Source organism: Streptomyces sp. NPDC102402, assembly GCF_044765765.1.
Classification (GTDB): domain Bacteria; phylum Actinomycetota; class Actinomycetes; order Streptomycetales; family Streptomycetaceae; genus Streptomyces.
Genome location: NZ_JBIWKR010000021.1, coordinates 1 through 15,906 on the forward strand (window position 1 = coordinate 1; position 15,906 = coordinate 15,906).

The 15,906-nt window shown below is 68.7% G+C and carries 15 protein-coding genes; 10 read left to right on the plus strand and 5 right to left on the minus strand.

Translation table 11 applies throughout. From position 1 onward, the window contains the following. Window positions 1-134: 134 nt before the first annotated feature. From ACIRJR_RS33970 to ACIRJR_RS33990, 5 genes are all read right to left on the minus strand, one after another. Window positions 135-956, minus strand: coding sequence for a hypothetical protein (locus ACIRJR_RS33970; protein ID WP_403788056.1), 822 nt, complete (start codon window positions 954-956; stop codon window positions 135-137). A gap of 149 nt (window positions 957-1,105) precedes the next feature. After that, on the minus strand, window positions 1,106-2,320 hold the full coding sequence (locus ACIRJR_RS33975; RefSeq protein ID WP_403788058.1) for an acyl-CoA dehydrogenase family protein: 1,215 nt from the start codon (window positions 2,318-2,320) through the stop codon (window positions 1,106-1,108). 4 nt (window positions 2,321-2,324) lie between these two features. After that, the gene (locus ACIRJR_RS33980; protein WP_403788060.1) at window positions 2,325-2,798 is read right to left on the minus strand and encodes an SCP2 sterol-binding domain-containing protein; all 474 of its coding nucleotides are present in this window, start codon (window positions 2,796-2,798) and stop codon (window positions 2,325-2,327) included. A 73-nt stretch (window positions 2,799-2,871) separates the two neighbouring features. Further along, window positions 2,872-3,135, minus strand: coding sequence for a hypothetical protein (locus ACIRJR_RS33985; RefSeq protein ID WP_403788225.1), 264 nt, complete (start codon window positions 3,133-3,135; stop codon window positions 2,872-2,874). 200 nt (window positions 3,136-3,335) lie between these two features. Next, window positions 3,336-4,550 (minus strand): helix-turn-helix domain-containing protein, encoded by a 1,215-nt coding sequence (locus tag ACIRJR_RS33990; protein WP_403788062.1) that lies wholly within the window; start codon window positions 4,548-4,550, stop codon window positions 3,336-3,338. Between the two features lie 660 nt (window positions 4,551-5,210). On the opposite strand from ACIRJR_RS33990, the gene ACIRJR_RS33995 reads away from it, so the two are divergent. From ACIRJR_RS33995 to ACIRJR_RS34040, 10 genes are all read left to right on the plus strand, one after another. Further along, window positions 5,211-5,846, plus strand: a complete 636-nt coding sequence (locus tag ACIRJR_RS33995; protein ID WP_403788064.1) for a hypothetical protein — start codon at window positions 5,211-5,213, stop codon at window positions 5,844-5,846. Between the two features lie 104 nt (window positions 5,847-5,950). Further along, entirely contained in the window at window positions 5,951-6,595 is a 645-nt protein-coding gene (locus ACIRJR_RS34000; protein ID WP_403788066.1) for a hypothetical protein, read from the plus strand. A 111-nt stretch (window positions 6,596-6,706) separates the two neighbouring features. Then, window positions 6,707-8,200, plus strand: coding sequence for a DUF6801 domain-containing protein (locus ACIRJR_RS34005; RefSeq protein ID WP_403788068.1), 1,494 nt, complete (start codon window positions 6,707-6,709; stop codon window positions 8,198-8,200). Between the two features lie 72 nt (window positions 8,201-8,272). Then, window positions 8,273-9,226 (plus strand): hypothetical protein, encoded by a 954-nt coding sequence (locus tag ACIRJR_RS34010; protein ID WP_403788070.1) that lies wholly within the window; start codon window positions 8,273-8,275, stop codon window positions 9,224-9,226. A 695-nt stretch (window positions 9,227-9,921) separates the two neighbouring features. After that, entirely contained in the window at window positions 9,922-10,905 is a 984-nt protein-coding gene (locus tag ACIRJR_RS34015; protein WP_403788072.1) for an ABC transporter ATP-binding protein, read from the plus strand. Then, the gene (locus ACIRJR_RS34020; RefSeq protein WP_403788074.1) at window positions 10,902-11,753 is read left to right on the plus strand and encodes an MlaE family ABC transporter permease; all 852 of its coding nucleotides are present in this window, start codon (window positions 10,902-10,904) and stop codon (window positions 11,751-11,753) included. The genes ACIRJR_RS34015 and ACIRJR_RS34020 overlap by 4 nt, the downstream gene beginning before the upstream one ends. Before the next feature lie 3 nt (window positions 11,754-11,756). Next, entirely contained in the window at window positions 11,757-12,560 is an 804-nt protein-coding gene (locus ACIRJR_RS34025) for an ABC transporter permease (RefSeq protein ID WP_031094766.1), read from the plus strand. Then, window positions 12,560-13,864 carry an MCE family protein gene (locus tag ACIRJR_RS34030; protein ID WP_403788076.1) on the plus strand — a complete coding sequence of 435 codons (1,305 nt, stop codon included), beginning with the start codon at window positions 12,560-12,562 and terminating at the stop codon, window positions 13,862-13,864. Before ACIRJR_RS34025 ends, ACIRJR_RS34030 begins: the two co-directional genes overlap by 1 nt. Beyond that, the gene (locus ACIRJR_RS34035) at window positions 13,861-14,892 is read left to right on the plus strand and encodes an MCE family protein (protein ID WP_403788078.1); all 1,032 of its coding nucleotides are present in this window, start codon (window positions 13,861-13,863) and stop codon (window positions 14,890-14,892) included. The genes ACIRJR_RS34030 and ACIRJR_RS34035 overlap by 4 nt, the downstream gene beginning before the upstream one ends. Then, the gene (locus ACIRJR_RS34040; protein WP_403788080.1) at window positions 14,889-15,905 is read left to right on the plus strand and encodes an MCE family protein; all 1,017 of its coding nucleotides are present in this window, start codon (window positions 14,889-14,891) and stop codon (window positions 15,903-15,905) included. The genes ACIRJR_RS34035 and ACIRJR_RS34040 overlap by 4 nt, the downstream gene beginning before the upstream one ends. Window position 15,906 lies beyond the last annotated feature (1 nt).

Sequence of the window (15,906 nt, forward strand, 5' to 3'; positions counted from 1 at the left end):
CGCCCCGGCCGGGGGGGGGGGGCGCGGGCCGGGGGGCGGGCGCCCCCCCCCCCCCCCCCCCCCCCCCCCCCCCCCCCGGCCCCCCGCCCCCCCCCCCCCCCCCCCCCCCCCCGGCGCTCCCCCCGTCGGTGTGGTCATGGTCTGACCGGCCCCGTCGTGTTGACGTTGACGGTCTTGTCGCCCTGGAACACGTCGCCGTGAACAGTCTCGACGCTGATACCTCCGCCGCCCGCAGGCCGGCGGTGGGCCCCTGTTCCCCCCTGCGCGCCCGTACCGGTGCGGGCGCCACCGGAATCGGCTCCGCCGCCCCCGGGCGACCCGCCCGGCCTCGCCTGTCCGTCCCGCTCGGGTGACGTGGCCGGGAGACCTGGGGGCGCCGGTGACCCCGGCACGGTCACCCAGCTCCGGATGAGCTCGCCGTGTTTGGTCCGGAACGGCATGGGCAGATACGCGGCCGGGTCGATCAAGCGGTGCCCGTGCCGGACGACAGCCCGGTAGATCTCGTCGGACACGACGAAGACCATCCGCGACGAGGACGCGGCGGCCAGTACCTCACGCAGTGGAGCCGCGTCCACCAGTCGGCAAGCGGTGTTGACCGCGTCCCCCGACCATCCCTCACGGTCCCGCGCGGCGAGCCCCTGGTGGAGGGCGACCCGGAAGCGCATCGCGTGGGCGACGCTGTAGACGTCGGCCTTCTGCCGCAGTTCCTCGTCGAGGGCGCGGACGAACGGCCCGGCCAGGACGATCGGTGAGACGTTCGCCGGGACGATCATCAGGACACCGTCGCCACGGTCCTCGGTGACGACGTCCTCGGTCGGCAGCCCGGCCAGCAGGAGCGCTTCACGGAGCACCTCGTACATCCCGGCCCGCAGGGAACGCTGTATCGGATCGGGGCGGGAGCTGAAGTTCTCGATGTCCAGCACCACTATCCAGCAGTGCGTGACCTCACCGGACATGGCGCTCTCCCCACAGGCTCATAACGGCAACGGGCCGATCAGTGGACCCAGTTGTATGACATGGGTGACCCCCCGGTCTACGCCACTTGACACACAAGGAGAATCCGGAGTCCGCCGCCGGTCCGAGGACGGGAGTACGCACTCGGCCTTCAGCGGATCTGACGTCCTGAGATGGCCCGGGAGATGACCAGGCGCTGGATCTCGCTCGTGCCCTCGAAGATCGTGTAGATCTTGGCGTCGCGGTACATCCGCTCCACCGGGTGCTCCCGGCTGTAGCCGGCGCCGCCGAGGATCTGGACCGCCTTCTCCGTCGCGGATACCGCGAGCTCACCCGCCCGGAGCTTGGACATGGAGCCCTGGCCGGCGTCGAAGGTCCGGTCGTTGCGGGCCATCCAGGCGGCCTGCCAGATCAGCAGGCGCACGGCCTCGATCTCGGTGCGGATGTCGGCCAGCGCGAACGCGATCGACTGGTTCTCGATGATGGGGCGGCCGAAGGCCTCGCGCTGTCCCGCGTACTCCAGGGCGTACTCGTACGCCGCCCGAGCGATCCCCAGTGCCTGCGCGCCCACCGTGGGGCGGCTGACCTCGAAGGTGGCCATGGCCGCCTGGCCCTTGGCGGTCCCGCCCTCACGGGCGCGGGCCAGGCGGGCGTCGAGCTTCTCCCTTCCGCCGAGCAGGCAGTGCCCGGGGACGCGTACGTCGTCGAGGAAGACGTCGGCGGTGTGCGAGGCGCGGAGGCCGAGCTTCTTGATGGTGCGGCTCGCCGCCAGGCCCTTCGTGCCGGGCGGGACGATGAACGCGGCCTGTCCGCGTGCGCCGAGCGAGGAGTCGACCGAGGCGACCACGACGTGGACCTCGGCGATCCCGCCGTTGGTGATCCACGCCTTCTGGCCGGAGAGCACCCACTCGTCCTTGGCCTGGTCGTAGCGGGCCCGGGTGGCCATCGCGGAGACGTCGGAGCCGGCCTGGGGCTCGGAGACGCAGAACGCCGCCACCTTGGGGTCGTCCTCGTCGCCGTAGCACTGCGGGACCCACTCGGCGAGCTGGTCGGGGGTGCCGGAGGCGAAGATCCCGGCGACCGCGAGCGAGGTGCCGAACAGTGCCATGCCGATGCCGGCGTCGCCCCAGAAGAGCTCCTCGTTGGCGATCTGGAGGGAGAGCCCGCTGGGGTCCCCGTACATGTCGGCGAGCGACTCGAATCCGTACAGCCCGATCCTCGCGGCCTCCTGGATGACCGGCCACGGAGTCTCTTCCCGGGCGTCCCACTCGGCGGCCGCCGGGCGGACCACCTGGGCGGCGAAGCCGTGGACCCAGTCGCGGAGGTCCTGCTGTTCCTCGGTCAGGGCGAGGGAGAAGTAGCTCATGGGCTCAGGCCTTCGGGATGTCGAAGTAGCGGGTCAGTCCCGAGGCCAGGCCGACGTCACCGGCGATCTTCAGCTTGCGCATCATGAACATCGTCACGGGATTGCCGTTGCCGGAGACCAGTTTGAGGAATTCCGCGTCGCCCATGACCAGCGTCGTGCGGGGCTCGGCGTCGGAGCGGCCCGCGTTCACCGTGCAGGCGCCGTCGGCTATGGAGGTCTCGTAGACCTCCTCACTCTCGCCGGTGATCTTCCAGCGGATGAGCGCCTTCAACTGCCCGGCCGCCTCCGGGCGGAACTGCTGGCGCATCCGGCCGAAGACCTCGCCCAGGATCCGTGCGCGCAGGTCACCGTGCATGACCTCGCCGAGCTGCCTGGCCGACAGGCCCTTGACGATCCGCGCGAACTCCTCGGGGGAGACCGCACCGAGGTCGAGCGCGGACAGTTCGTCGGTGAGGTTGCCGCTGCTGTTGTCGGCCACGCCAAATCCTTACTCCAGAGTAAACTTACTTCTGAGTAAGGTAAGGGGGCCGTCGCCGCTTAGCAAGCAGGGGTCACCAGGTTCCGTCCGGGTGCACCGCGAGGAGCGGGTGATGGGCGGAGAGCACCTTGTTGGCCCGCGCGAGTTCGGACAGCGCCTGCTCGCGGTCGGCCTGGTCCTCGATGCCGAGCCTCGGCCCCCGGAACCTGCGCACCTCGCGGGCTGCGCAGTCGGCGTCGAGCTCCGCCTGCAGGATGTGCGGCGGGGTGCAGGAGCCGATCAGCGCGGCGACCCGGTCGGGGATCGGCACGGGGACGAGGAGGTGCGAGGCGGTCATGTGGGGGTTCCCTCTCGGATGGTCGGCCAGGAGGTGGTGCTCCGCGACGGCCGGGTGGGCCATCGCTCCTCCTTATGTAACGGGACGCAGTTCCTGGTTTCTCGTTGAGAACGTCTCCGTGTCGCAACCGTTTGGGACTGACCGTCTATTTCGCGTTACCTGGAAGTAAGTTGACTACGCGTCATGCATGTGGTGCGACCTCAGTTCAGGGACTGGCCGCTTCGCGAACGTAACTGCATGGCGCGCAGCACGGCCTCGGTGGAGAAGCGGCTCCGGGGGTCGGTGAGCTGGTCACCGAAGATGGCCTCGAGGCTGCGCATCCGGTAGCGGACCGTCTGGGGGTGGACGTCCAGCAGCTCGCCCATCTGTGCCGCGGTCCCGCGGGTGTCCAGCCAGATCCGCAGCGTCTCGATCAGCCGCTCGCGCCGGGTGGCGCTGATGCCGGAGACGGGGGCGAGCTCACGCTCGGCGAGCTGGTCGAGGAGGACGGGGTCGGAGAGGAGCCACAGCGTGATGAGGTGGTCCTCGCAGAGGATGACCGGTGCGTCGTCGATGACGCCCGCGTCGACCAGTTCGAGTGCGCGGCGTGCCCACCGGATCGAGTCCGCCGCGAGCGCGGTCGGCACGGTCAGCCCGATCGCCGCGCCGCCGCCGGGGATCGTCCGGTCGAGCATCTCCCTGCGCGCGTCGTTCATCGGGCCGGGGATCAGCAGATGAGGCTGCGGATCGGCGGGGTCGATCAGGACGTCGTGGTCCGCGCTGATCCGGTCCACGCCGGACGGAGCGCGTACGGCTACGAGCGTGACCTGCTCGGGCAGCGTCCATCCGGTCTGCTCGCACAACTCGGCGATGGCGCTGCGGGGTACCGGTCTGCCGGTGAGGATCAGATGCAGCAGCCGCCGGCGCACCGCCTCGCTCTGCTGGTCGGACTGGGCCTGCACCTCCAGATAGCCCTCGCGGGACAGCGACTCCAATTCGTCCACGTACGCGAAGAGCGCGTCGGCGAAGCTGAGCATCAGCGCCGGCGAGAAGTTGTAACTCCGGCCCACTTTCTTGGCTCGCCGCAGTGCGACGCGCGCGCCCAAGCGGTAGGCGCCCTGGAGTGCGTCCATGGTGCGGCCCTCGTAGGCCTCGAACCTGCCGAATCTCCGGCACATGTCGTCGCGCAGGACCGTGGGGGACGAGGGTTCGGCGACGAGGTCGACGAACGAGGAAAGGCTCTGTTCGACACCCATGCGGATGGAGGTGCCGTTGGGCCCGTTCAGCAGACGCGCGTATTCCGGATAGGCGCGGGTCACTTCCATGCCTATCTCTTTGATCAGGCTCGGCAGTTCGGGCCGCATGATCGCGGCGAACTCCTGGGGGAGGGGCCCCAGCGGGTCTCCGGTGTCCAGCGGCTGGATAAGTCTCGGCATGACCGTCCCCTTGCTTTCCCGGGCCCGGCGTGGGTGGAGCAAGTGGGGGAAAGCGCTCCCACGGACCGACAGGTGTATACCAACATCGGCGCCGAAGATAGACCAAGTCGGGCGGGGTGCACACCGTCTGGACAAGATCGAAGTGCAGGGGGCACACAACATGCCCCTGCTGTGGGGCTTCGGTGCAGGTGGGGGCGTAAATGCTCACTTCCGGACAATGTTTTCGGCCGTCGGGGTGCCAGGGGTGCCGCCGGGGTGGTGCGGCGCCCGTTGTGCCGGCTGTCCTGCGGGGTGTCGGCGGGCTCGCCTCGGCACCCTCGGATCATCTCCGGGCGGTCCGGGCGACGGCGGCGCCGAGGTGGGGGCCGGGCGGTAACCCGGTAATCCGCAGGGATATTGCGCACGAAGTGACAAGTGCGTCAGGCGAATTAGTGACCTATTGACGAGGAAAAAAACTTGCCCAACCAATCTTGACCGGCGGGATTGTGCTGGAAGTTTCCCGCAAGTAACGTCACGCCCTGTCACAGAACGTGTGTGGCTGAAAGCGCAGCACGGCCCCCACGCAACACGATTCATCGCGGCACTCCCTGCGTCTTTGCAGGAATTCGGGTGCCTTCCCCGCAACAGTGCACCCGCACTGGCGAATCGGAGGAACTCACTGTGCGCAACTCCCTCAGAAAGATCGCGATCGCGGCCGGTGCCGCCGCAGCGGCTGTCACCCTCGGAGCCACCACCGCCACCGCCGGCGTCGCCGCCCCGACCTGGACCGTCGGCCCCAACTCGCCGGAGACGTTCTCGGCCAGTGCGGGCACGGTCACCCTCGTCCTCAACGGCGTCCCGATGACGTGTACGTCCTCCGCGGCGTCGGGCAACCTGGCCACCGCCTCCGGCACGACGAACGTGCAGGTCGGCACCATCGCTCCGCTGACCTGGAGCGGCTGCACCAGCCCGTTCGGTCCGGTGACCCCGACCGCCGATACGTCCACCTCGTGGAAGCTGAACGCGAACACCTACAGCGCGGGTGTCACCAACGGGTACATCTCCGGAGTGAAGGCCACGCTGAAGGTCCTCACCTGCACCTTCACCGTGACGGGCAACGTCGCCGCCAAGTACACCAACTCCACCGGTGTGCTGGCGGTCAGCAACAACGCCACCTACAAGCTGACCGTCGCCACCGTCACCTCGGGCTGCGCCGGTATCGCGGCCGTGGGCAACAACCCGACCTACACCGCCAACTACAACGCGGTCACACCGATCGGCGGCACCACCAAGCCGACCATCGTCTACACCCCCTGATCCGGTCACGAGCCACTCAGGGGTGAGCAGGGGTCGCACCGCGGGGCCCGCCCGTCGTGCGACCCCGTGCCCACCGGACCGTTGCCGAAACGGAGGAGCCAGCTGTGCCCAGGTCTCTCGGAGGGCTGGTGACGGCGGCCGGTGCCGCTGTCGCCGCCGTCGTCTTCGCGGCGCCCGTCGCCATGGCGGGCGTTGCGGTGCCGACGTGGACCGTCGGCCCGAACCCGGCGCAGACCTTCTCCGCCGGCTCCGGGACCGCCCGGTTCCCATGGGGCCTCGGTGCCAACCTTCCGACCACGTGCGAGTCGTCGGCGGCGCGGGGCACCCTGGCCACCGTCACCGGCACGGCGAACGTGCAGGTCGGCACCATCGCTCCGCTGACCTGGAGCAAGTGCACCAGCCCGTTCGGCCCCCTGTACCCTGCCGCCGACACGTCCACCCCGTGGAAGCTGATGGTGAACAGCTACAACGCCGGGGTCACCAAGGGATACATCTCCGGAGTGAAGCTCACGTTGACGATGCTCACCTGTTCCATGACGGTGTCGGGCAGGCTCGCCACCACCTACACCAACTCCACCGGCGAGCTGAAGGTCAACGACGACAGCACCTACACACTCACGGTGGGGACAGCTACTCCGGGATGTGGCGGGCTTGCGGCGGTGGGGGACAACTGGGAGTACCAGGCCCTCTATTCGGTGACCACGCCGAGCGGTGGCACCACCAGGCCGACCATCGTGTTCACCCCCTGATCCGGCCGCACACCCGTCCTGAGCGAGCAGGGAGCCCGTGGCGAGTCCGCCCGCCACGCGATGCACGTCCGGTCGGTCCGAGAGGGGAGATCGTCAGTGAGAGGCAGTCGTATGAACAGCGTCCGCAGGCGCACGGCGCGTGGTGCGGCGGTGGCCGCCGCAGTGCTGCTCGGAGGGATGATCCCCGGTGCGCAGGCCGCGTCCGGTGTGCAGGAGATCGACGCGGAGCTGGCCTATACGTGCGACCTGCCCGAGGGCGGGCAGCCGGTGAAGGTAGGGATCACCGCGCAGCTGCCCGAATCGGCTCGGCCCGGGCAGGCGGTACAGCCCGAGAACGTGGTCCTGGAGGCGACTCTTCCCGAAGGTGTGATCCCTGTAACGGCCGGTTCCTCGGCGACGAGCGTGAGCGCGGAGATGAAGCTCGCAGTCGATGTGTCCCAGAAGGACCAGCATGCGCAGGCCGAGTGGATCGGCACGACCGCCGAGCCCCTGCCGATCCCCGCCGAGGGCGATCTGCCGCTGACCACCTCGGGCACCGTCCCGTACGTGAAGCCCGGGGCGCCAGGGGACCTGGTCTTCGACGCGGGAGCACTCTCGGTGGAACTCACCCTGAAAACCGCCCAGGGCACACCCGCGGAACCGCCCGGCATCTCCCTGGACTGCGCCCTCGACCCGGGGCAGGAGACCGGGCTGGCGGAGATGGACATCAGGGGTGACGGCGGGGACGGTGCGTCCGCGACTGCCCCGCCCGCGTCCGCGTCTTCCGGGAGCGACGCGACAGGCGGTGAGGTCGTGCCCGAGGTCGGCGCCAGGGCGAAGCAGTCCGCCGCCCCTGACACGCCTCCGTGCGTCGGAGACGTGAACAACGATCTCAACCTGAACGCCTACGTGACCGGCTATGCCAACGTGACGAAGCTGGACGGGGCGACCAGGTTTCCTCTGGCCTGTACGCAGGTCCAGCAGGGGCCGACCCGCGTCGACCTCTCCGAGCCGGGGTTCACGCACATCTACCAGGATTCGACCGCCCTGCTCGACTACGAGGGGAAGACGCAGTTGCCGCCCACTTCGGGCACTTTCCTCACCTTCGGCTTCATGCCGACCACCGCGACCCTGGAGATGACGCAGATCCCCCCAGGTGTGGATGGGGAGGGGACCCCGGACTACAACGTGAAGTCGCACCTGGTGGTCGACTGGTCCGACATGTCGAACAAGGGTGTGACGACCATCGAGCTCGACCTCATGCTCCGACTCCGCGACGTCAAGGTGAACGGCGTTCCCCTGGACGTGGGTGACAACTGCCGTACCAGCAAACCCTTCGCTCTGTCCCTGGAAGGCAGGATGACTGCAAAGGACGGTGTCACGACCGGTTACACCCTGGTGACGGGCGGGGTCCTGACGGGGTCGGTGACCCTTCCCCCGTTCAGTGGGTGCGGTGCCGACGAGGACCTCGACAGCCTCTTCACCGCGTCGTTGTCCGGTGTGCCGGGCCACGTCAAACAGGTGCAGGGAGCCCCGTGCGCGGCCCAGCAGCACACACCGGGTTCCGAAGGCGGCGTCTGCACGGACGAGTACGAGCCGGTCGACGTGCCCGAGGCGATCCGCTGACCCGCGCAGCCCTACCGACCCATCACACCGAACACAGCACTTTCCGCGAGCCGCTGACGAATTGAGGAAACAATGAGACCTGCCTCGAAGACCTGGATCAAAGCCGCCGGCGCCGTCACCGCGTCTGCCGCACTGGTCATGCCCCTGACCGCCACCCCGGCCGGTGCCGCCACGGCCGCCGCCCAGCTGAACGGTTCCTGGGCCCCCTTCGACCGCTGTCCGGTGGACGCCCCGGCCATGCTCGCGACGGACGGCGACATCGATGTCCCGCTGTGCGTGACGTCCACCTCGCCCAACGGGACGATCAAACTGGGTAACACCACGGCGACGACCGGGTCCACGAACCTGCAGTTCGGCGTCATCCAGCATCCGGCCGAGGGGACCTACACGGTCGTCCCGCCGGCCGCCGGATCCATCATCAGCGGGAAGACCACCATCCCCGGTGGGCTCCTCGGCATCATGTGCCCCAGCAATGTCCCGGTCATCTCGGCCGTCTGCGGGCAGATCACCAACGCCACCCTGAACAAGGTGACCGCCACGGTGGAGTCGGCCGGCACGCCGACCGAATTCAGCCTGGTCGCAGGCATATCCTCAGGGCCGATCGTCAAGCTGCCCGTCAAGATCCGCCTGGAGAATCCGCTGCTCGGCTCCAACTGCTACATCGGAAGCAGCAGCAATCCGGTGATCCTGCGCCCCGGAAACCTCAGCGCGCCCAGCTTCTCCGCCTCCCGGTTCAACGGTGACGGCTCGGCGAACCCGGACGAGGGATCGATGATCCAGATCGCCCTGGCCGGGGCGGCCCAGGGTGACAGTCAGTTCTCCGTGCCGAAGGCCAGCGGCTGCGGGCTCGGCGGCATCCTCAGCTGGGCGATCGACCTCAAGGTGGGCCTGCCCGCCGCGGCCGGCTCGAACAACCTCGTCCTCAACGACGCCAAGACCTACACGGCCGGACTTACCGCTCCGGGTCTGTCGGTGCCCGACGCGGGCAAGGAGCTCGCCGAGAGCTGGCACTCCGCGGTGAAGTAACCGGCGGGAAGGGCACGGGCGCCGCAGGCTTTTTGTCACTTCGTGCGCCCCGGCCCTCGACCGTCCATGAGCCCGTCCCGACCGAATGAACCCTGGTCGGGGCGGGCTTCGGCATGTCCGGACCGGCCGGCGGGAGCCCGCCGATTCGGCTCGACGGCCCTCACTTTTCGATAGGTTTCGCGCCCCGATTACTCATCGGGACACAAGAAAACGGCGCCGTGCAATTGCCTCGGAGAAAGTTCGTGAAGTGCTATTGCGGACTTAGGTTACTGGCCCGTAGCGTCCCGCTTGAGCGGCTCGGAAACGCACCCGCACCTGCTTTTCCGACGCACGTGGAGTCCTGGTCGAGCCCTCTTGGCCGGGGATCCCTCCGGGAGTTCCCGGCCCCGAACCCCTCCACCGGGGCGGAGCCTCCCGCTCCCGGGGTCTCGTGGCTCCGGCCCCCCTGGGCCGCGGGACCCCCGGAGAGCTTGCGCAGATTCCGACAAAGCCGCCGAGAGGGTTTGTCAATCGGTGACAAGTGATCCACACCGAGATCGACATCCGGCGATTTCCGCTGTTCAACGGCTTGTCCTGGCGGTTTCGACGGACATAACGTGCGCCTCCTGGTGCATGTGTGACAAGCCGTCGTTGCACGTACCGGAGCCGGAGCGCAGACAGATGACGTCGTTCACCACCACTTCGAGGGAGGGCCGATGGGAATCGAAGTAGTCGTCGAGGGCCTGACGAAGTCCTTCGGCAAGCAGAACATCTGGCAGGACGTCAGTCTCACACTGCCGGCCGGTGAGGTGAGCGTCATGCTCGGCCCTTCCGGCACGGGAAAGACTGTGTTCCTGAAATCCATCATCGGACTGCTCAAGCCGGAAAAGGGCCGCGTCCTCATCAACGGTGTCGACATGGTGAACAGCCCCGAGCGGGAAATCATGGAGACCCGGAAGCTCTTCGGGCTCATGTTCCAGGACGGCGCCCTGTTCGGCTCGATGTCGCTCTTCGACAACATCGCCTTCCCCCTGCGCGAACACACACGCAAGAGCGAGTCGGAGATCCGCCGGATCGTCATGGAGCGCATCGACATCGTCGGCCTGCTCGGTGCGGAGGGAAAGCTGCCGGGCGAGATATCCGGCGGCATGCGCAAGAGGGCCGGCCTGGCCCGGGCCCTCGTCCTGGACCCGCAGATCATCCTCTGCGACGAGCCCGACTCCGGACTCGACCCGGTGCGCACCGCCTACCTCTCGCAGCTCCTCATCGATCTCAACGCGCAGATCGACGCGACGATGCTCATCGTCACCCACAACCTCGACATCGCGGCCACCGTCCCGGACAACATGGGGATGCTGTTCTGCCGAAACCTCGTCACCTTCGGCCCCCGCGAGGTGCTCCTCACCAGCGACATGCCCGTGGTCTCCCAGTTCCTCGCCGGACGCCGTGAGGGACCCATCGGCATGTCGGAGGAGAAGGACGCGGCCACTCTGGCCGCCGAGCAGACGAACGGTCACGGATACGCGGCCGGGCCCCGTACCGTCGTCCCCCAGCTGGAACCCTCACCGGGGATGCCCGTACGGCAGGCGGCCCTGCGCCGCCGGGAGCGGGTCGTCTCCATGATGGGCCAGCTGCCCGAGGCCGCCCGAACGGCCATCCTGAACAGTTACACGCCGACCTTGGACGGTGGGCGCCGATGACCGCACCGCTGCCCGTACGGCCACCGGCGGAGCCGGCCCCCGAGAAGACCCCTCAGGAGGCCTCGGGACAGAGACCGCCCTCGCGGCTCCTCGCCCCGCTGCGCCAGACGGGTCAGCTGTTCGCGCTCGCTCTGGCGGTCTCCCGGGCCATCTTCCGCAGGCCCTTCCAGGTACGGGAGTTCATCGAGCAGTTCTGGTTCGTCGCCAGCGTCACCATCCTGCCCGCCGCCCTCGTCTCCATCCCCTTCGGCGCGGTCATCGCCCTCCAGGTCGGCTCCCTCACCGAGCAGCTCGGCGCCCAGTCGTTCACCGGCGGGGCCAGCGTCCTCGCCGTCATCCAGCAGGCCAGCCCGCTCATCGTGGCGCTCCTGATCGCAGGGGCCGCGGGCTCCGCCATCTGCGCCGACCTCGGGTCCCGCAAGATCCGCGAAGAGCTGGACGCCATGGAGGTCATGGGCGTCTCGCCCGTCCAGCGCCTCGTCGTCCCCCGCGTGCTCGCCACGATGTCCGTCGCCGTCCTGCTCAACGGGCTGGTCTCCGTCGTCGGCACGCTCGGCGGCTACTTCTTCAACGTGATCATGCAGGGCGGGACACCCGGTGCCTACCTCGCGAGCTTCTCCGCCCTCGCCCAGCTGCCCGACCTCTACGTCGGTGAGCTCAAGGCGCTGATCTTCGGATTCATCGCGGGCATCGTCGCGGCCTACCGGGGACTGAACCCGCGCGGCGGCCCGAAGGGCGTCGGCGACGCGGTCAACCAGTCCGTCGTCATCACCTTCATGCTCCTGTTCGCCGTGAACATGGTCCTCACGGCGATCTACCTCCAGATCGTCCCCCCGAAGGGGGGCTGAGCGATGTCGATGCTCGGCTGGCTGGACCGCTCCGGCGAACAGCTCACCTTCTACGTGCGCGCCCTGATCTGGATCCCCAGGACCCTGCGCCGCTACCTCAAGGAGGTCCAGCGGCTCCTGGCCGAGGTGGCCTTCGGCAGCGGCGGCCTCGGTGTCATCGGCGGAACCATCGGCGTGATGATCGCGATGACCCTCGCCACCGGCTCGGTGGTCGGCCTCCAGGGTTACGCGGCCCTCGACCAGATCGGCACCTCGGCCTTCACCGGCTTCATCTCCGCCTACTTCAACACCCGCGAGATCGCCCCGCTCGTCGCCGGCCTCGCCCTCTCCGCGACCGTCGGCGCCGGTTTCACCGCCCAGCTGGGCGCCATGCGGATCAACGAGGAGGTGGACGCCCTCGAAGCGATGGGTGTGCGTTCCATGCCCTACCTCGTCACCACGCGGATCATCGCCGGCGTCGTCGCCATCATCCCGCTCTACGCGATCGGCCTGCTCTCCTCCTACCTCGCGTCCCGCTACATCACCGTCCTGTTCAACGGACAGTCGGCGGGCACCTACGACCACTACTTCAATCTCTTCCTCTCCCCGGACGACGTCCTGCTGTCGGTGCTCAAGGTGCTGATCTTCAGCGTGCTGGTGATCCTCGCCCACTGCTACTACGGCTTCCACGCCACCGGCGGACCCGCCGGAGTGGGCGTCGCCGTGGGCCGGTCGGTACGCAACGCCATCGTGCTCATCAGCGTCACCGACTTCTTCCTCTCGCTCGCCATCTGGGGCGCGACGACAACGGTGAAGGTGGCCGGCTGATGTCCTCCTCCACGGCGCAGACGGTGCGCCGCAGACTCGCGGGCGTGGCCTTCGTGCTCGTGCCCGCCGTGCTCGTATGGGTGTCGGTCTCGGTGTACGAGAAGGACTTCACCGACGACGCCACCGTGACCGTACGCACCTCGAGCGTCGGCAACGAGATGCACGACAACGCAGAGGTGAAGCTGCGGGGCGTCGTCATCGGCGAGGTCCGCCACATCGCGGCCGACGGCGACGGGGCCCGCCTCACCCTCGCCATCGAGCCCGACCGGCTGGAGCGGATCCCGGCCGACGTCACCGCCCAGATGCTGCCCACGACCCTCTTCGGGGAACGGTTCGTCGCCCTCGTCCCACCCGCCGTCCCCTCCGCCGAGACCCTGCGGGCCGGGGCGGTGATCCCGCAGGACCGCTCCAGCAACGCGATCGAGCTGGAGGAAGTGCTGGACAACGTCCTGCCGATGCTGACCGCCGTCAAGCCGGAGAAGCTCGCCGCGACCCTGGGAGCCGTCTCCCAGGCGCTCGAAGGGCGAGGCGACAAGCTCGGCGACACCCTGGTCACCCTCGACGCGCACCTGAAGGAATTCAATCCCCAACTCCCGACCCTCAACGCGGACATCAAGGAACTCGTCAAGGTGAGCCATCTCTACGCCGACGCCGCGCCCGATGTCCTGGACGCCCTCACCGACTTCACCACCACCAGCGGCACGATCGCCGAACAGCAGGCGGAACTCGCGGATCTGTACGGATCCACCACCGCCTCCGCGAACGACGTCACCGCCTTCCTGCGGAGGAACAAGGACAACCTCATCCGCCTCTCCGCCTCCGGCCGCCCCACCCTGGAGCTCCTCGCGGAGTACTCCGACGCGTTCCCCTGCACCCTGCGCACCATGGCCGGGTTCGTACCCGCCATGGACAAGGCGCTCGGCAAGGGCACCGACGAGCCGGGGCTGCACGTCACCGTCAAGGTGGTGGAGTCCAAGGGCAAGTACGTCGCCGGCAAGGACACCCCGGTCTACGGGACGACCGGCGGCCCGCACTGCTACTCGGTGCCGTACACGGGAAGGGCCGTACCGACCGCCGACGCGCGCAGGGCCTCCGCCCCGGCGCGCAACGCCGGTGACGTGGAAGCGGCGGCCGAGAACACGGCCACCGGCACCGCGCTCGGCATGCCGAACTCCCGCGAGGAGAGCCGGCTCGTCAACGAGCTCGTCGCTCCTTCGCTCGACGTCCAGCCGCAGTCCCTGCCCGACTGGAGCAGCGTGCTCATCGGTCCGGCCTTCCGCGGTGCGGAGGTGAAGCTCAAGTGAAGCGCCGCTCCCTCGCGGGTCCGCTCGTGAAGTCCCTCGTCTTCGTCGTGGTGACCGCCCTGGCCACCACCGTCCTGGCCCTGTCCATCGCCGACACCGGCGTGGGCGACACCACGCCGTACAAGGCGAGGTTCACCGACGCCACCGGGCTGGTCGTCGGTGACAGCGTCAGGATCGCGGGTGTCAAGGTCGGGCAGGTCGAGTCCATCAGGGTCGCCGACAGGCGGCAGGCGGAAGTCGGCTTCGCGGTACGCAAGGGTCGCGAACTGCCCGCCTCGGTCACCGCGTCGATCAAGTACCTCAACATGGTCGGCCAGCGCTACATCGACCTCGACCAGGGGGCCGGCCCCGTGGGGGCGACCTTCAGGTCCGGGGCGACGATCCCGCTCTCGCGCACCACCCCCGCCCTCGACCTCACCCAGCTCTTCAACGGCTTCCAGCCCCTCTTCGAAGGGCTTTCCCCGCCGGACGTCAACCAGCTCGCCGGCTCCATCGTGCAGGTCCTCCAGGGGGAGGGCGGCACCGTCGACAGCATCCTCTCCCACGTCGGATCGCTGACCGGCACCGTCGCGGCCAAGGACAAGGTGATCGGCGAGGTGATCAAGAACCTCAACACGGTACTCAAGACCGTCAACGACCGCGAGGCGGGCTTCGACGACCTCGTCGTCACGCTCGAGAAGCTCGTCAAGGGCTTCTCCGGCGACCGGAAGCCGCTCGGCGACGCGGTCACGGCGATGGGGGCGCTCACGACCGTCACCGCGGACCTCCTGCAGGACGGCCGGGCACCCCTGAAGAAGGACATCGCCGAACTCGGCAGGCTCAGCGGGCAGCTCGACAGGAACGCGCCGACGATCGAGAGCTTCCTGGAGAAGACACCCGCCAAGATGGAGGCCATCACCCGCCTCACCTCGTACGGCTCCTGGCTCAACCTCTACCTCTGCGAGGCGAAGGTGGCCGGTGTGACGACCGAGGACGGCAGCGCACCGCCCACCGGCATCACGATCGGCGGATCGAGGTGCGCCGGATGAGGATCAAGCCCGTACGGGAACGCAACCCCGTCTTCATCGGTGTCGTCGGGCTCGTCGTCCTGGCCCTCCTCGGCCTCGCCGCCTACCGCGCCGACGCCCTGCCGTTCGCCGGCGGGGGAACCGGCTACAGCGCCGACTTCACCGAGTCCGCCGGGCTGGACGCCGGCGACGAGGTGCGGATCGCCGGCGTGAAGGTCGGAGAGGTCACCGGTGTCTCGCTCGACGGCGCCGAGGTGAAGGTCGACTTCACGGTGAAGGACGCCTGGATCGGCAACTCCTCCACCGTCGGCATCGCCATCAAGACCCTCCTGGGCGACAAGTACCTCGCCGTCGACCCGCTCGGCGACGCCCCGCAGGACCCGGACTCCCGCATCACGTCGAGCCGCACCACCTCCCCGTACGACGTCACCCAGGCGTTCAACGGACTCGGCGAGACCATCGAGGAGATCGACACCACCCAGCTCGCCAAGAGCTTCGAGACCATCTCGGACACCTTCAAGGACTCGCCCCCCGACGTACGCAGCGCGGCGGAAGGGCTCTCCGCCCTGTCGAAGACCGTCTCCGAGCGCGACGCCCAGCTCGCCACCCTCCTGAAGGGCAGCAAGCAGCTCACCAGGACGCTCGCCACGAAGAAGAGCAGCTTCGAGACCCTGCTGGAGGACGGCAACCTGCTCCTCGGCGAGATCCAGGCGCGGCGCGACTCCATCCACCTGCTGCTCACCGGCACCCGGGACCTCGGCACCCAGCTCACCGGTCTCGTCACCGACAACAACAAGCAGCTGAAGCCCACCCTCGACTCGCTGGGCCGGGTCACCGCCGTCCTGGTGAAGAACCGTAAGAGCCTCGACAAGGTGCTCTCGATGGCCGGCACCTACAACCGGCTCGTCGGCAACACCCTCGGCAACGGCCGCTGGTTCGACAACTACGTCTGCGGGGTCGTCCCCAAGAGCTACCTGCCGAAGGACACACCCCCGACGAACGACTGCATGCCGCCGAAGCAGGGGGGCCGCTGAG